The following is a 21,127-nucleotide window of genomic DNA, read 5'->3' as shown; positions in this document are numbered from 1 at the left end:
TGGCGATGACGCAACTGCTTATAAGTGTGACAAGTATTGAAGAGGCAAAAATCGCTATTGAAAATGGTGCGGATATCATAGACCTAAAAGATCCGAACCAGGGAGCATTAGGCGCATTGTCCATTGTGCAAATCAATTCCATCGTTACCTATGTAAATGCTCAAGACATCGCTAAAGTAAGGACTAGTGCAACGATAGGCGATTTACCAATGCAGGCTGATTTAATATCGCGTCATGTGGCAGAACTCAGTAAGACAAAAGTGGATTTTATTAAAATAGGATTTTTTGAGACGAATGATTATCAGCCATGTTTAGACGCACTTCAGGCGTCTATAAAAGCCGGCATAAAATTGATTGCAGTGTTGTTTGCTGAAAGTACTTATCCTGCAAACTTAATTGAGGCTATTAAACAAGCTGGTTTTATAGGCGTTATGGTGGATACATTCAATAAAAACGGTCTAACATTTCTGGATTTTTACTCAGAAAAAAAACGTAAAGAACTTGCAAAAGTGGTAGTAAACAGCGGTCTGTCGTTCGGTTTGGCGGGCTCTTTGAAATTGCAACATTTAGCCCTGGTGAAAGAAGTTAACCCTACCTATATAGGTTTCAGAGGTGGCGTTTGTGATGAAAATAAACGTAGGCTAAGCCTTAATGCCGAAAAGATTAAAGCAATACGTAAAACATTGTAATTCTGTTGTATAAATGCAACAGAATGCGCCGTGATTCCAAAGTTTTGGGTGATAAAACATTGCGCTAACGGTTATGTGTGGGTATTATCGGCTTCATATATTTTTGTATTTAGATGTACCAATAAAGTAAAGTAATTTAATTTAGGAGTCAAAACGAATGAAAAAAAATCTTATTAATATGGCAGTTGCCACAACTTTAGGTCTAGCAGCTTTTGCTGCTTCTGCAGAAGACATGTACCGCGGTGCTTGGTATGCAGTTCCGGGTGTAAGTTACATGAACACAGATAACGACTTAGAGGCTAAAAATGGCCCTGGCGTATTCCTTAAATTAGGTAAAGAATTATCTGAAAGCTGGGATATCCAAGGTGGTCTAGGTTACAACCGTGCAAAAGAAGATACTGGTATTGCTGGTGTAGATGGTCGTTATAAACAAACTACATTGGGCTTAGATGCTTTATACATGTTTAGCCGTGATAGTTTCCGTCCATTTTTGTTAGCAGGCTTAGGTGTTGCAAGAAATAACATTGACTACACTGCGCCTGGAATTAGCGCAGATGGTAAAAAGACTTCTTGGTTGGCAAATGTAGGGCTTGGTGCACAGTATTTAATCAACGACTCCTTTGGTTTGCAGGCTGATTTGCGTCATCAATGGTCTCGTGCCAAGTTAGACCTTGTTAATGAAGTGAATGGTGCGACTGCAAGTGAATCAGGTACTATTGGTAATACTTTACTTAGTTTAGGTGGTGTTTTCCGCTTTGGTGCTCCAGCACCTGCGCCTGTAGTAGCTGAAGCGCCAGTTGCTGCTCCAGAGCCTGCACCATATGTTGCTCCAGAGCCAGTGGCTGAAGCCGCTCCTGCACCAGCTCCTGCATGCCAGCCTAGTGAGACTACGATTACTGTTAGCGCTGAAAAGCTATTTGGTTTCAACGAAGGTAAGTTGCAAAAAGGTGCTAAACCAGTTTTAGATGATGCTGTAGCTCAAATTAAAGCAAATCCAGAACTTACAGCAGTGATTGTAACTGGTCATACTGATCGTATCGGTTCAGATGCATACAACCAAAAACTTTCAGAGCGCCGTGCTAACATCGTTAAAGACTACTTAGTGTCGCAAGGTGTTGATGCTGCAATGATTACCGCTGAAGGTAAGGGTGAGTCAGAGCCAGTTGTTCAGTGTGTTGGTAACAAGACAACAAAAAAACTGATTTCTTGCCTGCAACCAAACCGTCGCGTTGATATTCGCGCAATTGGTACAAAGCAATCTGGCTGTAACTAAGTTAAATCAGCTAAGAAGCATTAGCTAGTGAAAAAACCCGCATACGCGGGTTTTTTCTTGTCTACGTTTTTAGGTATTGATTTTATTGCTTAATGGTTTAGTCGTTATAATAACGCTATGAAAAAACAAGTTGATTTAGTCATCGAGGCACGTTGGTTGTGTCCAGTTATCCCTAAAAATGTGCTTTTAGAGCACCATTCCATCGTAATTCAATCTGGGAAGATAGTTGACATTTGTCCTTCAGTCTCAGTGAGTGAACAGTACCAAGCGATAGAAATCGTAAAGCTTGCTGAGCACATATTAATCCCGGGTTTGATTAACTTACATACCCATGCCGCAATGAGCTTAATGCGTGGTATGGCAGATGATTTGCCTCTTATGCCTTGGCTAGAGCAGCATATTTGGCCAGCAGAGCGAGCCGTTGTATCAGAACGCTACGTGCAGGATGCAACATTGTTGGCTTGTGCAGAAATGTTAAGTGGCGGTATTACCTGTTTTAATGAAATGTATTTTTACCCGTTAGCAGCGGCGATGGCGGTAAATCAAGCTGGTATGCGAGCAAATCTTGGTTTAGTGGTGTTAGAATTCCCATCTGCGTATGCAAGTGATGCGGATGATTATTTGCAAAAAGGGTTTGCTGCACATGATAACTGGCGTAATAATCCATTGATTACATCATCTATTGCGCCGCACGCGCCTTATACCGTGTCAAATCAGACATTTAAGACAATAGTTACTTATGCAGAACAGCTTGGGCTTGGTATTCACACGCATCTGCAAGAAACTCGAGATGAGATTTTGCAAAGTGAAGCAAAGTATGGCTTGAGACCTTTACAAAGACTGGCTGAATTTGGATTGTTAGGCCCAAACTTTGTTGCAGCGCATTGCGTGCATTTACTTAACAGTGAAATTGATATGTTGGCAGAATTTGGCTGTCATGTAGCACATTGTCCTTCTTCTAATTTAAAATTGGCGAGCGGAATAGCACCAATAGCACAGTTGTTAGCTAAAGGTGTAAACGTTGGATTAGGCACAGACGGTGTGGCCAGTAATAACCGATTAGATATTTTTGCTGAGATGAGATTAAGCGCATTGCTGGCAAAAGGAATTGCTGAAGATGCAACAGTAATCCCTGCACATCAAGCACTAGAAATGGCTACGATTAATGCCGCGAAAGCAATGGCTTTAGATCATAAAATTGGTTCAATTGAAGTTGGTAAGCTTGCGGATTTGGCAGCAGTCAAGCTAAGCGACTTGAGTACAAGCCCCTGCTACGACCCAGTGTCACATTTAGTGTATACCTGTGGTCGTGAACATGTGACGCATACTTGGGTTGCAGGTGAATTACGTTATAGCAATGGTGTCTATGCCAATATCGAACCTGTAGAATTAAAGGATATTATTAACACATGGCAACCGAAACTAAGGCAGTACAAACATTGAAAGCAGATAAACATTTAAATGAAGATGTCCGATTAAATGCGGATGACTTGGAGTTGCAAAAATTTGGCGAACTTGCCCACAAATGGTGGGATAAAAATAGCGAATTTAAGCCATTACATGAAATAAACCCACTAAGATTAAGCTGGATAGACGGTTTGGTAAACCTGAAAGGCAAGCACGTGCTTGATGTGGGATGTGGCGGTGGTATTTTGTCTGAGTCCATGCACTTTAAGGGTGCCGATGTGACAGGTATAGACTTAGGCGAAAAAGCACTTAACGTGGCTAAGCTACATCAGTTTGAAAGCGGTTCCAAAGTTGATTATCGATATATCTCTGTTGAACAATTAGCATCTGAGCAACCCGCAAGCTTTGATGTGGTGACTTGCATGGAAATGCTGGAGCATGTACCTGATCCAGCTGCCATTATTATGGCTTGTGCAAAGCTGGTAAAACCAGGTGGCCCTGTGTTTTTTTCAACCATTAACCGCAATCCAAAATCCTATTTATTTGCGGTAATAGGCGCGGAATACGTGCTGAATATGTTGCCGAAAGGAACGCATGATTATGCTAAATTCATCAAGCCATCAGAGCTGGCAAATTGGGCAAGAGTTGCAGATTTAAATGTTTCTGGCATGTGCGGCATGAGTTACAACCCGATTACACAACACTATAGTTTGGGTGATGATGTATCAGTCAATTACATGATACATACTGTTTTATCACCCGTATGAGCGTCATCCTGTTTGATTTAGACGGCACATTAGTCGATACCGCGCATGACTTGGGCTTGGCGCTCAATATGCAATTGGCGCGCCATGGTAAGCTGCCATTGGCACATGAAGACATTTGGCCTGTAGCGTCACATGGCACACGGGGCTTGCTTGCTTTAGGTTTTGGTATCAGCCCTGTTGATTCAAACTTCGAGGCCATGAAGCTGGAGTATTTAGACTTATATGAATCGGTATTTACTAACAACCCAGTTTTTTTGCCTGGTATCGCTGACCTGCTCGAAAAACTTGATGAGCAGAGTATTAAGTGGGGCATAGTTACTAACAAGCCACGGCGTTTTTCAGTTGATTTAACCAAAGCCGTCAAAATGGGTAATACAAGCTTGTATCAGCGCTCTGCCTGCTTAGTGTGTGGCGATGACGCACGACAACCAAAACCTGCTCCTGATACGCTCTTGATGGCTTGTCAGGAAGCTGATGCTTTACCTGGTGAGTGTTTATATGTGGGTGATGCAGAACGTGATGTTCAAGCAGGTAAAGCTGCTGGAATGAAAACTGTGGTGGCGTTATTTGGATATATCGCTGCTTCGGACAAGCCAGCAGAGTGGGGTGCAGATGTTTTGATAAGCTCCCCATCTGAAGTGATGGGGTTGATCTCTAGTTTTCAATAATAGATAGATATTGAAAACTAAAGCTAAACACTCCTGCGTTCTAACATCGCTTGCGCCAGAGTGCCGCTGTCGACATATTCAATCTCACCGCCCATCGGCATGCCGCGTGCTATACGGCTGGTTTTAATGCCGCGTACACGAAGTAGCTCACTGATATAGTGTGCGGTGGCATCGCCTTCAACTGTGTAGTTTGTCGCCAGAATCACTTCGCTTACAACACCATCTTGTGCGCGCTTAATGAGTTTATCTAAATGGATTTCTTTGGGGCCTATACCGTCCAACGGTGATAATCTGCCCATCAGCACAAAATACATACCATTGTAAGCGTGTGTATTTTCTAGCATTAGCAAGTCTGTGGGCATTTCTACCACACATAACAAGCTTTTATCGCGGTTGTCTGAAGCGCATAACGGGCAGATCGGTTGCTCGCTAAAGGTATTGCAGAGTTGGCAATGGTCAACTACTTGCAAGGCCGTATCAAGTGCGTTGGCTAATGCGCTTGCGCCTTTACGGTCGCGCTGCAATAAATAGTACGCCATGCGCTGTGCTGACTTTGGGCCTACGCCAGGCAGGCAACGTAGACTATCGATTAACTGCTCAAGCGCTGGCGGGTTTTTCATTAACGGTTGAAATTAAAATGGTAATTTCATGCCAGCAGGCATGTAATTTGCCATGCGCGCTGATGATGTCGCTTCGGCTTTAGCCGCTGCGTCTTTTAATGCGATGACCAATAAGTCCTCAAGCGTTTCTTTATCGTCCATAACGCTATCGTCTAAAGTCACACGTTTTACAACGTTGTTGCAAGCCATTGTGACTTTTACTAAGCCGTTAGCCGCAACGCCTTCAACGTCAATATTGGCAAGTTCAGCTTGTGCTTTCTGCATGTTTGCTTGCATTTGTTGGGCTTGTTTCATCATATTGCCCATGCCACCTTTCATCATTTTGCTGCTCCTTTTAAATGGGTTGAAGTTAAATGGTTAAAGAGTTTAAATTGTTAAATTGGTTTAATTGGTTTAATTGAATTGGGGATGATGGAAGCCCCAAAGTCATTGATTAATGCTTGTACAAAGCTATCATCTTCAATTGAGCTTTCTGCATTGGCTTGGGCATGTGCTTTTTCTTGTGCTACTTGTTTTGCTGGCGTGTTGGCACTGCCTTCTACACTAAATTCCAGGCGAATTTTTCTGCCAAAATGCTGCTGCAATGCGGAACTTAATTTGTCTTGATACATGGGGCTAAGCAAGGCTTTGTCTTTATCTTGTATGGCAAAGCGCATGGTGTTTTCGTCATAGCTTAACAGTGCGCTATTGAGTGCCAAATTACGTGCTAAACCCAATTTGAGCTGGTCTAATAAACCACGCCAGTTGCCATTGAATGATTGATTAGATTCATTTTCAATCATTTCATCAGTCTGTAAACTGTCTGATTGCTGTAGTACAGGCTCTGCGGGTTTATCAATAGGTTTCTCAATGGGTTGAGACAATATTTGCGGTTTCACTAAAGTATCGGCTTGTGCCTTATTAGGTTGGGCTAGCGGCTTATTCGGCAGCTTTTTTGCTTCACCTTCACTAGGCGTAAACGCCAGCATGCGCAATAAACTCATGGTAAAACCAGCAAATTCATCGGGCGCCAAACCAATATCACGACGGCCTAATAAAGCGATTTGGTAATACAGCTGCAAGGTCTCTGGTGATATTCTTTGTGCCAGGCCTAGTAACAGAGTGCGTTCAGGCAAGTCGTCTGCAACGCTATCCGGCACGGTTTGAGCGACTGCGATTTGATGCAGCAGCTGTGCTAAATCATTTAAAGCGGCCTCAAACGATAAACTGCGTTCTTCCATAGACTTTGCCTGGGCGATGATGCCCGCGCCATCATTAGCCAGCAATGCGTCAATCAACTGATACAAATAACTTTGATCAATCGCACCCAGCATTGAGCGAACTTCTGACTCATTGACCGTTTGACCACCGTAAGCGATGGCTTGGTCAGTGAGCGATAATGCATCACGCATACTGCCTGCTGCTGCACGTGATATTAGATGAAGCGCTGTTGGCTCGTATGGAATATTCTCCTGGCCGAGAATATTTTGTAAATGCGAAATAATTGAAGTGCCTGCCATTTGGCGCAAATTAAACTGCAGGCAGCGTGATAACACGGTAACAGGTACTTTTTGTGGGTCAGTTGTGCCAAGAATAAACTTGACGTGAGAAGGAGGTTCTTCCAAAGTTTTTAATAAGGCATTAAATGCCTCTTTAGTAAGTTGGTGAACTTCATCAAGCATGAAAATTTTGAAACGACCCAATGTGGGCGCATATGTAGCTTGTTCAAGTAACGACCTGACATCATCTATACCGCGAGTTGAGGCAGCGTTAATCTCAAGATAATCAATAAAACGGTCATCATCAATTCCAACGCAAGCATTGCAAACGCCGCAAGGCTTGGCTGTGATGCCAGTTTCGCAATTAAGCGATTTAGCTAAAATCCTGGCAAGTGTGGTTTTACCTACACCGCGTGTGCCAGTAAATAAGTAGGCATGATGTAATCGGTTTTGTTCGAGCGCATTAGTCAGTGCGCGAACCACATGGTCTTGCCCAACCAGAGTTTCAAAAGATTTTGGGCGCCATTTACGGGCTAGGACTTGATATGACATATAGATGCCTCTAAAAACTCAAATTTTGTTGCCATACTGCGTTGCACAAAAAAATTGCTACTCACATATCAGGCATATGCATCGTCGCAATTTACTTTACTTGTAACTCAAAAATCTGGTAGCCCAAAATGAAAGAGGCGAGCCTTTACCCCGGCACTTGCTTAATAGTTGTGGCTGCTTGCTTCCGCACCTGACCAGATTGGCTACTTCACAATGCGGGGAGGCCCGCCAAATGCAATTTTACAATACTTTGACTGATAAACTGCAGTACAAATAAGAATATTTTTCTAAAACAGAGCGATAAAAGCATCACTTAACCTGCCTTTGATTTTTCTCACAAGTTGGAAAATGTTAGCTATATCAATTTTTGCAACAGAAAATTAAATTGCCAACGTCATGACAAATAACAACAAACCTAGTAAATCTGAACTTGCACCATTGGACATAGCGCGTGAAACTTTTAAGCAGATGGCGATGCGGCGCGTGGTTCCTACGCCTGATAATTATCAGCTCATTTATAACGAAATTGCCGGTTTGCCGGTAAAAGAAACATTTGATACTGCTTTTAGAGGCGCACTTAATCAGTTGCCAAATGAAACGGCAGAGCAAAGCAAATGGCTGAATCGTTGGGAAAAACTATTAAAACAGGGGAATTGGTCTGCTTTGCCTGCGCTATTAAATGATGGCATGGATGCCAGTGTGACGTTTTCGAGGCAGTGGCCAGATGCTATTCGGGAGCTTTTGCAAAACTGGGATGCAAAGCAAGCAGGACTTGATGTGCCAAGAAAAAAAGAGGCATTGGAAAAAGTGCTGATTAATTTTGGTAATGATCCACTTTTAGCACAAAAAATACAGACGATGGCGAATAGCTGGAAACAATATGGAACGATAGAAGCCAGTTCAAAAACAATTGAGCTGGCAGCTGACGAATCTGTATCGGATAACGTGACTACTCAATATTCACAGTATTCATTAGTAGAGCAAGCCGGTGTTGATTCGTCCATAGACTTGCCAGTTTTTGTTGAGCCTGCTCCAAAACCGACAGAAGTCTCTGTGATCGCTGGTTATGAACCTGACCAGTTTCAGGAAACGTTCCGTGCATTGCAGGATATGTTAAAGCAATCGCTTAATCATGGCTTAATTCCAAGATTAGATGGCTACCCGGATTTAAAAGAAGAAGCCGAGCAGATTTTTGCGCTGTCAGAAAAGGCGCGCAAGCTAAAAGACTGGCAGGCAATGACTAAGCAGTTCCGGGCGTTTTTAGTACGTGTAGAGGTGATTGGCGCGAATGAAGATGACATGAAGCAGGATTTACTGCGATTGCTAAAATTGCTCGTTGATAACATTGGCGAGTTGGTGGCGGATGACCAATGGGTGCGTGGCCAGATTGCAGTAGTGCAAACAATCATTTCAGGTCCGTTAGACAGAGCGTTGATTGTGGATGCGGAAAGAAGTCTGAAAGAGGTGATTTTCAAGCAAGGCATGTTGAAGCACAGTTTAATCGAGGCCAAAAATGCCTTTAAAAGCATGATTACTACTTTTGTGGATAGGCTAGGGCACATGTCCAGTTCAACTGGTACATATCAAGAAAAAGTAGAAAGTTACGCTGATCAGCTGGCAGAAACCGAAGACATCGCACTAATTAATGCCTTGCTAGAGAATTTAATGAAAGATACGCATACGATGCAAACCGACATTGTGCGTTCTCGCGAGGTGATGATCAAGCAGACTGATGAAGTTAGCACTGCTCAAGAAAAGATAGTGAAGTTGCAAGCGGAACTAACACAGTTGAGCGAAAAAGTTTCGATAGATCAATTGACTGGCGTACTCAACCGTCGCGGTCTTGATGAGGCGATGCTGCGAGAAATTGCGCGTGCCCAGCGCGGCGGCTCACAACTTTGCATCGCTTTGCTGGATATTGATAATTTCAAATTCTTTAACGATACTTATGGTCACCATGTGGGCGACACCGCATTACAGCACTTGGCTAAAGTGATACAGCAAACTTTAAGGCCTACCGACATTGCGGCACGTTTTGGAGGCGAAGAGTTCGTAATATTACTCCCTGACACCAGTATTGATGAAGCTATCGGGGCTGTTTCTCGTCTGCAACGTGCATTAACCAAACAGTTTTTCCTGGGTAATAATGAACGCTTACTCATTACCTTTAGTGCCGGAATCTCAGTATTTAAAGAGAATGAAGATCAGGTGACAGTGTTGAATCGGGCTGATCAAGCAATGTATCTAGCCAAAAAATCCGGTAAAAACCGTGTGATGACCGAAATCGACTTAAATAGCATGCGCTAAATCTTATAATAATGTCATAGCGTTACGGTGTTAACTGTTAGTATTTGGCTGGAAAATAACGCGCATTACTGAAAGTTGAATTTCAATAAGTATTGGTTGATAATGTTCAGCGATACAAAATTTATGGATATAAATTAAGGTCATCTAAATTGCTTCAACTGCCTGACACCTCTTTACTATTAGACGCCCTGCTGTTGGGGGTAACGGATGAGGTGTATCTTTTAGATGTATCGTCCATGGAACTCGCCTATGTGAGCGAGAGTGTACTGAAAGATACCGGTTACGATCTGAAAGGCCTGAAAGAGCATAGTCTGGAAGACATTTTAGGAGTAGACCAACAAACAGTACAAGACCACCTTGAAAACCATCGGCACCATTCATACTTTGTTGAGTTGTTGCAGGATCAAACTACCCTTATTGGCAATATCAAGCATAACAAATTACGGGTCATGGTTTTACAATCTGGCCAGCAAGAGTTCATGCTGATTATTAAAAATGACAATACAAATACATCAGCCGATGCTGCTGCTAGTCATGTTGACGCAAAAAACAAGCTAAGTGACTACGAAACCCGTTATCAGACTATGATCGCCAATGCACCGGCCTTGGTTTTTCAGTTTCAACTGAATAGTCATGGTGAAATTAAATTCATCTATCTAACGGATGGATGTAAAGCCCTGCTTGGATTAAATGCCGAAGACCTGAAATTAGATTCAAGTTTGCTGTATGCGATGATGAGCGCGAGAGACCGCGCTGTGTTACGCAAAAAATTAGAGCAATCTACCGTTAATCTCAGTTTAATGAACTGGGAAGGTAAGGTTTGGATTGATGGCTGGCAAGATAACAAATGGCTAGATTTGCGTGCTGTTCCAAGAATGCTTAACAATGGCGTGGTGCAGTGGGAAGGCATCATGACCAACATCACGCAAAGCAAAAATGCAAAGCATGAAATTGAAAAATCTCGACGTGAACTTGTAGAATTAACCGCGCACATACACAAAATTAAAGAGCAGGAACGCAGTGCGATTGCACGCGAGATACATGATGATTTGGGCGGCAATTTAACCGCTATTAAAATGGGCTTATCCTCCATCATTAAACGACTTAATGAGGGTAAGAACGTTGCAGTAGAGCAAGCGCTTGGCCTGGAGTCTATTCTGGATAGCACCTTTGAGGCCGTACACAGAATTTCCAGTGATTTGAGGCCAAATGTATTGGATTTAGGCATCGTGGCGGCGCTGGAATGGCAGGCTAAGGAGTTCGAAAAACAATTAGGGCTTACTTGTAAATTCACCTGTAATCAGGCTGAAATTCCTGTGACTACAGATCAGGGAATTACGCTATTCCGGATTTTTCAGGAGTCCATGTCGAACATAGCCAAACATGCCAAGGCGACATATGTGGCTGTTGATTTGATTGCTGATGACAATGATATTGTATTGACGATTAGTGACAATGGTGTGGGCATTAAATCAAGCGATACGCTAAAAACCAATTCATTTGGCTTGCGTGGCATGCGTGAGCGTGTGACTGCACTGAATGGCACGTTTAACGTGACCGAATCAGCTAAGCAAGGTACTGTTATTACCATTAGGCTGCCAGCAGAGTAATCACTTTTGCCCAGCATGCTGGTTTTAAGCACTTATCCAAAAAATCAGTATAAAACTATATAAAAGTTCAAATTTCGACATAGTCGTGACAAACTTCATCATGGCGTTGAAATTTCCACAGAATTGCTGATTTTCTAAAATTCACCGTAGCCATGTAACCAATACGGGGTGAATTTTTGCTCTTGATTCTCCTGACTTAATTTCTTAAATATTGATAAGTGCTGCAAAGGCACATGGCCGTAGCTTCTTGCCTGCCAAATCCAGCTTTAGCGCCTTTAAACCGTTAAAAACCGACACTGCTAATTTGATATTTCATTCAAATTAAACGCCCGTAAATAGTTAATAGCGGCATTGCAATGTCAGACTCTTCCTGACAAACACACCAAAAATCAGCTGGCACACAGTTTGCTTATATGTAAATAAGTAAACAAAAAACTAAGCTGAAAATGAAACCGTCACATCAAATTTTAAATAACGCGCTAACTCATCAAGCCGCCAGCACCAAAGTAAATGGCAACCAGGCTGATGTCATTAAAGCGACATTTACAATTGAAGAGATAATGATTTCATATAACGCTTACTTAATAAACGTACGGAAAGCAGCATGATGAAAAACAATAAAATCAAAGTCATTATCGCGGATGATCATGCAATATTAAGAGCAGGTCTTAAACAGATTCTGGCTGAAACAGATGATATTGAAGTGATTTCAGAAGCACAGAATGCTGCTGAAGCCATTAAACTCGGCTGCCAGCCAGAAGCTGACGTGATATTGATGGATATTGCCATGCCTGACCGTAGCGGTATGGATGCACTTAAATATATTAAGCATGTCAATAATCACATTGCGGTACTCATGCTCTCTATGTACAAAGAAGACCAATATGCAGTACGTGCTTTAAAATCAGGGGCGGCAGGCTATTTATGTAAACAAAGCGCATCATCAGAACTGGTGAATGCGATTCGTATTGTAGCTAAAGGTAAAAAATATATCACGCCGGAAGTTGCCGAAATATTGGCTAACAATGTGGGAATGGAAACAGAAAAGGCCCCGCATGAAAGCCTTTCAGACCGTGAATTTCAAACCATGACAATGATTGCTTCAGGTTTTTCTGTGAGCGAGATTGCCGATAAGCTAGCGTTATCAGTTAAAACCATCAGCATGTACCGTACCCGTATGCTTGAGAAATTGAATTTACGTCACAATGCTGAGTTAACGCATTATGCGATCAGGAATCATCTGGTAGATTAGCTTCATCTGAAAGCTAATCTCACCAGAACCTAGTTCCCTGAGCTTATAAAAAAACAATGCTTGCAATTCCCTTCGACAAGCTCAGGGAACGTCTTCGACAAGCTCAGGGAACGCCTTCGAAAATCTATAGAGTATTTCAATAGCAAAGTCCGTCCTATGAGCGTGTCCGTTCACCTTTTTAAGATTCATTCTGTTTTACCTCTTAATTAGCTTCTTTGATATTTAATTAGTTATTACTTTTCAGTCATATGCTTAGGCTATTGCTGAATAGAGTGCGTGTCTGTAGGAGCGGTCTGTGACCGCGAACCAGCGCTATCGCGGTCACAGACCGCTCCTACACAAACAGTACGTAACAAGCATATTAAAGTTGTTCGCAACGCCCTGAAATAAGGCTTTTCAGGCTTATTTGTACAAATTGCTTCATATAAAAAACAGAGGTATTTTGCATCACCCTAAAGATTTTAAAAATGCTACCGATACTCTTTACATCAGGATTGCTTAATCGGCAAGACACAAAAAGAAAATTTAGAAACAACCCTAAACTTTCTGAAAAGCCTACCGATAATAGTTACAACAGCAGCGCAATTTGAAACAAGTTACTAAGTTAAACAAGTACTAAGTTAAACAAGTTGTAACGCTAAAGGCAAGAAAGAGTAATTGGAATTTAACTTAAATTTAGGAGAATTATCATGGCTTCAGTAATCAATACCAACATTGCTTCATTAAACACACAACGTAACTTAAGCGCTTCACAAGCTGGTTTAAACACTTCATTACAACGTTTGTCATCAGGCTTACGTATTAACAGTGGTAAAGATGATGCCTCTGGCTTGGCAATTGCGACAAAAATGGACTCACAAATTCGCGGTATGAACGTTGCGATTCGTAACTCTAACGATGCGATTTCATTCGCACAAACTGCAGATGGCGGCTTGAGCAAAGTGACAGACTCATTACAGCGTATGCGTGAACTAGCGGTACAGGGCGCCAACGGCACCACAGACAATGCAAGCTTAGCGGCTGAGTTTGGACAATTGCAAGAAGAGATTGTACGTGTATCTGCAAATACACTTTTTAATGGTGTTAATACATTAGGCTCAGTAGCTGCTGCAGGTGTCGCATTCCAAGTAGGTGCCAATAATACGGCTAACGACTCAGTGACGGTGACAGGTGTAGATTTAAGTGCAGGCGACACTGCGGCTGCTGCAGCTGCTACGATTTTAGTGGATACAGCGGCTAATTCAAAACTAGCAATTGAAGCGATTGATGCTGCGATTATTGAGGTGAACGACGCCCGTGCAACTTTCGGTGCTGTACAAAACCGTTTTGAATCAATTGTTAGCAACTTGCAAGTTTCTGCTGAAAACCAGTCAGCTGCTAAATCACGCATCATGGATGCTGACTTTGCTGCAGAAAGTGCAAACCTGACTCGTGGTCAAATCTTGCAACAAGCAGGTACAGCAATGTTAGCGCAAGCCAACTCATTACCTAACGGTGTGTTAGCACTGTTAAGAGGCTAAGTAATATTTAGAGTATAAACCTTACCACCCACAGGCCTGATCAGCCTGTGGGGTTTTGCAAAGGAGAAAATCATGTTCAACACATCAATAGATGGTTATGGTTCAGTTAGAAAACTGGCCGCTGTGCAAAATGCCGGCGGCCAAATTGCCATTGATAGAACAACAAGCCCATCAGGGCTTAAACCCGTTGTAGCGGCTGAAAATGCCAAGGCTGATGTTAAACCAATTGCGGTAGATAAAACTGAACTGGTGACTGCCGTTAAAAAGCTGAATGAGCTTGTTGCACCAGCGTTGCAAACCGTACAGTTTTCATTAGATGAACAGTCAGAGCGCATGGTGGTAAAAGTAGTGGATACTGCTTCTAAGCAGGTGTTAAGGCAGATTCCAAATGAAGAGGTACTGGCGATGTCTAAAACACTGGATAAGTTGCAGGGTTTGATGATTAGGCAAACCGCTTAAACAGGGTTTGTTTCATGTAAGACCTTTGTGTGAGCGCCTTTCAGCACTAAAACCTGCTTTTTCATCATTCCCGCGCAGGCGGGAATCCAGCTAGCTTTTTGACTCGCCTAGATTCCCGCCTGCGCGGGAAAGACGATTAAGATATGGTTTTGTACCACAAGGGTACTCCGATCAGAATAAACTGATAAGCGCCACTAAACCAGCTTAGCTGGTAAGTGTTGCTAATTTTCTAATTTGCTAAGTGTTGTAGCGCCTGCAAAGTCTTATGTAGGAGCGATCTTTAGATCGCGAATGTTTTTTGGCTGTTATAGGCCATATTGCCTTTGCGATCTCCATATTGTCTTCGCGATCTAAAGATCGCTCCTACCATTTTGTATTTTGTTTGCATTTTGATTTAAGGTATTAAAGTAGATTTTATTAAAGTTTTTGAATAATTGTGCCGTTGTATGATTAACGCCGCTGGTTTGGCAAACGTTAATTCAATGATAATTGTTTAAAAAGGATATTCAACATGGGCATTTCGTCAGCAGGCTTAGGTTCTGGCCTTGATGTAAACGGCATCGTGACCAGTTTAATGGGTATCGAGCAAAAACCATTAACCGCTGTTACTAAACAAAAAACCAGTTATCAATCTCAAATATCTGCTTACGGTACGTTGAAGAGCGGTTTATCAACTTTTCAGACTGCAGTCAGTGCGCTTTCCAGCGCGTCTAAGTTTAATGCGCAAAACGTGACATCCGGCAATGCCAGTGTGTTTACTGCAACTTCAAACGGCAGCGCGATACTGGGTGATTATGCCGTGACAGTGAGCCAGTTGGCTAAGTCACAAAAGCTGTCATTTGCGGGTACTGCCAATATTGCAGATACTGTTGGCACGGGCACTTTAACTATTTCATTCGGTACTTATAACCCTTTAACCGCCACCGCGCCTATTACGCCTAATTCATTTACGCCAAATGCGGCTAAAACCGATATAAGTATTACGATTGATAGCACAAACAATACGCTGGCAGGTGTGCGTGATGCGATTAACGCCGCAAACTCCAGCGTGAGTGCAACGATTGTGAATGATGGCACGGCTAATTATTTAGTCATTACCTCGAAAGATACAGGTGAGGTGAATAGCCTGAAAATATCAGTGGCTGACACTGATGGCGATGATACTAATGCTGCAGGCCTATCACAATTGGCGTATGACCCAACAGCCAGCGCAGGCAGCGGTAAAAACATGACGCAAATGCAGGCCGCCAAAAATGCCATTTTGGATATTGACGGTATTGTGGTGGTTAAAGCGAGTAATACCATTAGCGATGCGATTAGCGGCGTGACGCTTAATTTGCTGGCGACCAGTGCCGGTGTTAGCGCAAATTTAGGGGTTGCCAGCAATAAAGATAAGGTTAAAGAATCAGTCACCGCTTTTATAGATGCTTACAATAAGCTGGATAGTTCATTACGCAGTTTAACCAAATATGATGAGTCCGGTAAAAACTCAGGCGTGTTGTTGGGCGATGCAACTACCCGATCTGTGATTAGTCAGCTAAAAGCGGTAATGACGAAAACGGTGAGCAGCGGCGGTGCATTGACGTCACTTAGTCAAATTGGCGTATCTTTTCAGCGTGATGGCAAATTGGCGCTGGATGCAACCAAGCTGGATGCCGCCGTTGCAACTAACTTTGGCGACATTGCCAGCTTGTTTGCAACCACGGCTAAAGTTTCTGACCCGCAGGTTTCTTTTGTCAGCAGCACCAAGAAAACACAGTCTGGCATTTATGCGATTAATGTCACTGGTTTAGCACCCACTGCTGGCACGATTAACGGCGTGGCTGCAAACGGCACAGGTAGTAATTTACTGGGTGCAGCGGGTGATGCAAGTGAAGGCCTGAATATCAAGGTAACCAGTGGCGCGCTTGGTGCGCGTGGCACGGTTAACTTTAGCATAGGTTATGCGGCGCAATTAGATAGCGTGATTACTAATTTGTTGGGTGAAACCGGTATTTTGGCATCAAGAACCGATGGCATTAATACCTCTATTAAACGTTTGGATAAACAGGCGGAATCAATCACTGCGCGGTTGACCTCTATTGAGGCGCGCTACCGCGCGCAATTTACTCGCTTGGATACATTAATGTCCAGCATGAGTACGACTAGCTCTTTCTTAACCCAGCAAATTGCATCAATCAATGCAAATAGTAAATAAGCACTAATAATCAATATCAAGTAAAGGATACGATCATGTTTGGACTCAATCAGCGCGGAGTAAATGTGTATGCCAAAGTTGGCCTGGAAACCGGCGTGGTTGCCGCAAGCCCGAATAAGTTAATCGTCATGCTTTATGAAGGGGCAATCGCTGCTTGCCATAGTGCAATTGGCCACATGCAGAAAAAAGACATTTCTAACAAAGGCGCCATGCTGTCAAAAGCCATTATGATTATTGAAAGTGGCCTTAGATTGAGCCTGGATAAAAAAGCCGGTGGCGAGATTGCCGTAAGCCTGGATGCGCTTTACGCCTATATGAGCAAGCAGTTAACCATGGCGAATATTCACAACCAGCCAGAACTGGTGCATGAAGTGATTAAGTTATTAACAGATTTAAAAACAGCGTGGGAAACCATTGCCAGTTCACCAGCTACAACATCAGAAATACCCAATATAGTACCTAGTCAGATTGCAGGAACCATTAATCGCAATATTGCGCAATACGCAAAAGTTTAAAAAATCTAATAGAAGGTTTAAGCATGGAACGCCATAAAACTGAACACCAAGATAGTACTGAATACCAAGATAGTACTGAATACCAAGATGAAACTGAACATCAGGACCCTATTGTTATTTATGAAACTGTTGCGGGATTAACTAAACAAATGCTATCGGCTGCCAAACAGCAGGATTGGGATACGTTGGCTGAACTCGAAGCTTACTGTGCCCAGCATGTAGCCACATTAAAGGTCACAGAAAGTTTACTGCCACTAGCCGGCGATGCACGCGCGAGAAAATTAGCCAGTATTAAAAGCATACTTGCGGATGACCGTGAGATACGCAATATAGTGTCGCCATGGATGTTGAGATTGAATTCTCTGATGGGCAGTTTACATATGGAAAACAAACTGACGCGAGCCTACGTTCAGTAGAATAGTCATTATCAAGATGATCATCAAACCCGACATTGCAAGCATACACCCTGTGGCTAGAATAGCGCCTTTACTAGCTGTAGATAATATCGGTGGCGCGGCGCAGGAGCTTAGCGACAGGGCAACTCAGTTTGTAAAAGGACAGCAGTATTTCGCGCATGTGTTATCAAGGGCTGGTGAATCTACCTATAACGTAAAAGTTGAAAATGAAAACCTTAAGGGCACCATACTCAAAATGGACTTGGGGGCGACGGCCAAGGCCGGACAAACACTGCTGCTGAAATACATGCACGACAGCCCGGTACCGACATTTTTACTGACACTTACAGATTCAAAAGACTCGGGTAGCACCACAAAATTAAGTACAGCAGCAAGCCTGATCAGCCAATATCTAAAACAGGCAGAAGGCGACGGCGTATCGAACCGATTTGTTGCGGTAGCCGTGGTGACACAAACTCCTAATAACCCACTCATCATGGCGCATGATTTAAAAAATGCTTTGAGAAGCAGCGGTTTATTTTATGAGTCGCATTTGAGTGATTTGCTGCAAAGCAACCAAACACTTTCGGCACTTAAGCAAGAACCGCAGAACCAAAGCAGTACATCAATGGCTAGCTTAATGTCTCAACAGTTGGCTGTTTTGGAAAATCAGCGTCTGGCGTGGCATGGTGAAGTTTGGCCAAGACAAAAAATGGATTGGGATGTCACCCTGCAAGAGCGGGGTGCTGAAGGCGATGATGGTCAAGCGTCAAATGAGTCAGATGAAGGTCAGGCGAGACCAATTGCTAGCGAGATGACTCTGCATTTGCCACATTTAGGTAAAGTGTCAGCCAGAATAAGCCTGATTGATGGGCATATGCGTGTGAATATTCTTGCAGAACAAGCGCAGACACTGGATATTCTAAAAAGCCAAAGGCTACGTTTAGCCGAGGCGATAGGAAAAAATGGCCAGCAGTTAGATGCACTGACGGTGGTGCGCCATGAATAGCGCTGACTATAATCCTGTTGCTAATCCTGTTGCAAATGCCGATGTTGGCTTACATTCAAAGGCAGGCTTTAACCCGAATCAGCAAGCGATTGCCTTGGCTTATGCCTCTGGTGACTATGCGCCAAAAGTGTTGGCTAAAGGGCGTGGCCTGATTGCAGAGCAGATTATTGCCAGAGCAAAAGAGAACAATATATTTGTGCATGAATCCAAAGATCTCGTTGCATTATTGATGCAGGTTGATCTTGATGACCATATTCCGCCTGCGCTTTATCAGGCGATTGCCGAGATTCTGGCTTGGCTGTATAAGTTGGAAGAAGGTAAGGCAGATTCAGAAGATGTCATATTCTGATGCGTGTATTCTTATCAAGTTAAACAATTCAGGATATTTCAGGTTAACAGGCAGCCATAGCTGAAAAGACACTTTATGCAAGCATTAAAGTTATCAGAACTTATCGGTGCGCTCAGTCATGCGCTCGACATTACCGAAGGGCAACCTGAAGGCCATTGCATACGCTGTTGCTGGATAGGGATGCATATTGGTGAAAAACTGGGCATGGCCACTGAGCAGCTGTGGGAGTTGTATTACACATTGCTGCTTAAAGACTTGGGCTGCAGCAGCAATGCATCGCGCATTTGCGAGTTATACCTGACAGATGATTTGAGTTTTAAACGTGACTTTAAGTGGGTAGACGGCAGCCTTCCGCAAGTATTGCGTTTTGTGTTGCGTCATACCGGGCCGAGTGTTGGCTTGATTGATCGCCTTAAAACTTTAGGCGGCATACTGACCAACGGCGATGAAATCGCCCAGGAGCTGATTCTAACGCGCTGTACACGCGGCGCGGATATCGCACGTCAGTTACGTTTTTCTGAAGGGGTAGCAAAAGGTATTCACTCTCTGGATGAACACTGGAATGGTCAAGGCCGACCTGAAGGGCTGGCAGGTTCTAGAATTCCGCTTTATTCGCGTATTGCCTTACTGGCGCAAGTAATAGATGTTGTGAATAGCTCAGAAGGTCAGGCAGCGGCACTTACCGAGATTCAAAAACGGCGCGGCACCTGGTTTGACCCGGAGGCAGTGGATGCTTTTATGGCTGTTGCACAATCTGCAGATTTCTGGTCAATACTGAATTCATCTGATGTCGAAGCATTGGTATTTGCGCTAGAACCCGGTGGCCAACAAGTGCCGCTGGATGAAGATTATTTTGACGATATTGCTGAGGCCTTTGGCAAAGTGGTGGATGCTAAAAGCCCATATACAGCAGGGCACAGCGCAAGGGTGGGTTTGTATACCACGCTGTTAGCAGAATCAATGGAGATACCCGAGTCACGCAGGCGCTGGCTTAAGCGCGGTGCTTTGCTGCACGACGTAGGTAAGCTCGGGGTAAGTAATAGTATTCTGGATAAACCGGGCAAACTGGATGCAGATGAATGGTCAGCAGTGCAGCGGCATGCCGCTTACACCGAGGCTATTTTAGGGCGTGTCAGTAACTTTGATGAACTTGCCCGCGTATCAGCCGCCCATCATGAACGGCTTGATGGCGGTGGCTACCCGCGCGGACTAAAAGACGCAGATATTGCAATAGAAACACGTATTATTACTACAGCTGATATTTTTGATGCCATTACCGCAGAACGGCCTTATCGCGGTGCGATACCTGTTGATAAAACGCTGGTGATTATGTCTGAAACAGTGGGAACAGCGATAGATGCCAGATGCTTTGAGCACCTAAAAAATATTGTTCAAAATCACCCGGAGTTTTTCCCAGGCTAAATGCAAGGTTTAATATTTAGAGCTTAAACCTGCATGTTCATGATGTCGTGATAAGCAGATACTAATTTATTACGCACTTGTACGGTAGCTTGAAACGAAATGTTGGCTTTTTGGCCTGCAATCATCACGTCAGAAAGGCTGACGCTGTCATCGCCCATCGTAAAGTTTTTACCTAATTGCTCTGCTTCAACTTGTACTTTGTTGACCTGGTTCAGTGATGCTTTGAGTGCGTCTGAAAAGTTAACTTTTCCAGCACCTTGAGTCTGCTGTAGCCCTGAAGAAGCAGCCAACCCGCCAATAGCGTCGCTTTGCGGGCGCTGTGCAGCAGCTTTTAACTGTGCAAGCATAGATTCTATTCTGCTGGCATCAATTCCACCTGTTTTCATGGTTTACCTCCGTTCGTCTTAAATTCGTGAGCGTTAAACTAGCTGTCTAAATTAACAACTGTAATTTAGATTGCTAATTTAAACCTTTCACTGACAGTTGCTAATTTAACACTTGGCTATTTCTATGAGCATCCAAATAGGCCGATGAAAAGCGCTCTATTCCTAAATTTGAAAATTCAGGCAATTGGCATAATGGTATCCAATAGCTTACTGAAGCAATATGGATGTAAAAGTTTTTAACCTTATATACAT

20 protein-coding genes and 1 other RNA gene are annotated in these 21,127 nt (G+C 43.3%); 16 read left to right on the top strand and 5 right to left on the bottom strand.

The window, feature by feature from the left end; all coding sequences use genetic code 11:
• The first annotated feature begins 5 nt into the window (after positions 1–5).
• The 5 genes from Q8J82_RS07075 (at position 6) to Q8J82_RS07055 (ending at position 4,804) form a co-directional block, all read left to right on the top strand.
• On the top strand, positions 6–689 hold the full coding sequence (locus Q8J82_RS07075) for a (5-formylfuran-3-yl)methyl phosphate synthase (RefSeq protein ID WP_305328020.1): 684 nt from the start codon (positions 6–8) through the stop codon (positions 687–689).
• Between the two features lie 157 nt (positions 690–846).
• Complete coding sequence (locus Q8J82_RS07070) at positions 847–1,962, top strand: OmpA family protein (RefSeq protein ID WP_305252348.1); 1,116 nt, start codon at positions 847–849, stop codon at positions 1,960–1,962.
• A 117-nt stretch (positions 1,963–2,079) separates the two neighbouring features.
• Positions 2,080–3,405: a TRZ/ATZ family hydrolase gene (locus Q8J82_RS07065; RefSeq protein ID WP_305328019.1), complete on the top strand. Its 1,326-nt coding sequence runs from the start codon at positions 2,080–2,082 to the stop codon at positions 3,403–3,405.
• On the top strand, positions 3,372–4,136 hold the full coding sequence (gene ubiG, locus Q8J82_RS07060; protein WP_305328018.1) for a bifunctional 2-polyprenyl-6-hydroxyphenol methylase/3-demethylubiquinol 3-O-methyltransferase UbiG: 765 nt from the start codon (positions 3,372–3,374) through the stop codon (positions 4,134–4,136). Before Q8J82_RS07065 ends, ubiG begins: the two co-directional genes overlap by 34 nt.
• Positions 4,133–4,804 (top strand): HAD family hydrolase, encoded by a 672-nt coding sequence (locus Q8J82_RS07055; protein WP_305328017.1) that lies wholly within the window; start codon positions 4,133–4,135, stop codon positions 4,802–4,804. Before ubiG ends, Q8J82_RS07055 begins: the two co-directional genes overlap by 4 nt.
• A gap of 23 nt (positions 4,805–4,827) precedes the next feature.
• Here Q8J82_RS07055 and recR read toward each other — a convergent pair whose 3' ends face one another.
• From recR to ffs, 4 genes are all read right to left on the bottom strand, one after another.
• Complete coding sequence (gene recR, locus Q8J82_RS07050) at positions 4,828–5,424, bottom strand: recombination mediator RecR (RefSeq protein WP_305328016.1); 597 nt, start codon at positions 5,422–5,424, stop codon at positions 4,828–4,830.
• Positions 5,425–5,436: 12 nt separating this feature from the next.
• A complete protein-coding gene (locus Q8J82_RS07045) occupies positions 5,437–5,745 on the bottom strand; it encodes a YbaB/EbfC family nucleoid-associated protein (RefSeq protein WP_305328015.1) in 309 nt (102 codons plus the stop codon).
• A gap of 53 nt (positions 5,746–5,798) precedes the next feature.
• Positions 5,799–7,454, bottom strand: coding sequence for a DNA polymerase III subunit gamma/tau (dnaX, locus tag Q8J82_RS07040; protein WP_305328014.1), 1,656 nt, complete (start codon positions 7,452–7,454; stop codon positions 5,799–5,801).
• 133 nt (positions 7,455–7,587) lie between these two features.
• Positions 7,588–7,684, bottom strand: an RNA gene (gene ffs / locus Q8J82_RS07035) — signal recognition particle sRNA small type.
• A gap of 166 nt (positions 7,685–7,850) precedes the next feature.
• On the opposite strand from ffs, the gene Q8J82_RS07030 reads away from it, so the two are divergent.
• The 11 genes from Q8J82_RS07030 (at position 7,851) to Q8J82_RS06980 (ending at position 20,489) form a co-directional block, all read left to right on the top strand.
• On the top strand, positions 7,851–9,761 hold the full coding sequence (locus Q8J82_RS07030; protein ID WP_305328013.1) for a GGDEF domain-containing protein: 1,911 nt from the start codon (positions 7,851–7,853) through the stop codon (positions 9,759–9,761).
• A gap of 149 nt (positions 9,762–9,910) precedes the next feature.
• A complete protein-coding gene (locus tag Q8J82_RS07025) occupies positions 9,911–11,371 on the top strand; it encodes a sensor histidine kinase (protein ID WP_305328012.1) in 1,461 nt (486 codons plus the stop codon).
• A 604-nt stretch (positions 11,372–11,975) separates the two neighbouring features.
• Entirely contained in the window at positions 11,976–12,623 is a 648-nt protein-coding gene (locus Q8J82_RS07020) for a response regulator transcription factor (RefSeq protein WP_305328011.1), read from the top strand.
• Positions 12,624–13,312: 689 nt separating this feature from the next.
• A complete protein-coding gene (locus Q8J82_RS07015) occupies positions 13,313–14,143 on the top strand; it encodes a flagellin (protein ID WP_304908200.1) in 831 nt (276 codons plus the stop codon).
• A 72-nt stretch (positions 14,144–14,215) separates the two neighbouring features.
• Positions 14,216–14,602 carry a flagellar protein FlaG gene (locus Q8J82_RS07010; protein WP_304908201.1) on the top strand — a complete coding sequence of 129 codons (387 nt, stop codon included), beginning with the start codon at positions 14,216–14,218 and terminating at the stop codon, positions 14,600–14,602.
• Between the two features lie 511 nt (positions 14,603–15,113).
• Positions 15,114–16,799, top strand: a complete 1,686-nt coding sequence (gene fliD, locus Q8J82_RS07005; protein WP_304908202.1) for a flagellar filament capping protein FliD — start codon at positions 15,114–15,116, stop codon at positions 16,797–16,799.
• Between the two features lie 35 nt (positions 16,800–16,834).
• Complete coding sequence (fliS, locus tag Q8J82_RS07000; protein ID WP_304908203.1) at positions 16,835–17,314, top strand: flagellar export chaperone FliS; 480 nt, start codon at positions 16,835–16,837, stop codon at positions 17,312–17,314.
• A gap of 23 nt (positions 17,315–17,337) precedes the next feature.
• Positions 17,338–17,730 carry a flagellar protein FliT gene (locus Q8J82_RS06995; protein WP_304891365.1) on the top strand — a complete coding sequence of 131 codons (393 nt, stop codon included), beginning with the start codon at positions 17,338–17,340 and terminating at the stop codon, positions 17,728–17,730.
• A 16-nt stretch (positions 17,731–17,746) separates the two neighbouring features.
• Positions 17,747–18,718 (top strand): flagellar hook-length control protein FliK, encoded by a 972-nt coding sequence (locus Q8J82_RS06990; RefSeq protein ID WP_304891366.1) that lies wholly within the window; start codon positions 17,747–17,749, stop codon positions 18,716–18,718.
• On the top strand, positions 18,711–19,067 hold the full coding sequence (locus Q8J82_RS06985) for an EscU/YscU/HrcU family type III secretion system export apparatus switch protein (RefSeq protein ID WP_304891367.1): 357 nt from the start codon (positions 18,711–18,713) through the stop codon (positions 19,065–19,067). Before Q8J82_RS06990 ends, Q8J82_RS06985 begins: the two co-directional genes overlap by 8 nt.
• A 75-nt stretch (positions 19,068–19,142) precedes the next feature.
• Positions 19,143–20,489, top strand: coding sequence for an HD-GYP domain-containing protein (locus tag Q8J82_RS06980; RefSeq protein ID WP_304908205.1), 1,347 nt, complete (start codon positions 19,143–19,145; stop codon positions 20,487–20,489).
• Between the two features lie 23 nt (positions 20,490–20,512).
• On the opposite strand, the gene fliE is transcribed toward Q8J82_RS06980, so the two are convergent.
• Positions 20,513–20,875, bottom strand: a complete 363-nt coding sequence (fliE, locus tag Q8J82_RS06975; RefSeq protein WP_304908206.1) for a flagellar hook-basal body complex protein FliE — start codon at positions 20,873–20,875, stop codon at positions 20,513–20,515.
• Between the last annotated feature and the right edge of the window lie 252 nt (positions 20,876–21,127).

It is taken from the genome of Methylotenera sp., from assembly GCF_030684185.1.
Lineage (GTDB): Bacteria > Pseudomonadota > Gammaproteobacteria > Burkholderiales > Methylophilaceae > Methylotenera.
This window is presented reverse-complemented; position numbering and strand designations above follow the sequence as displayed.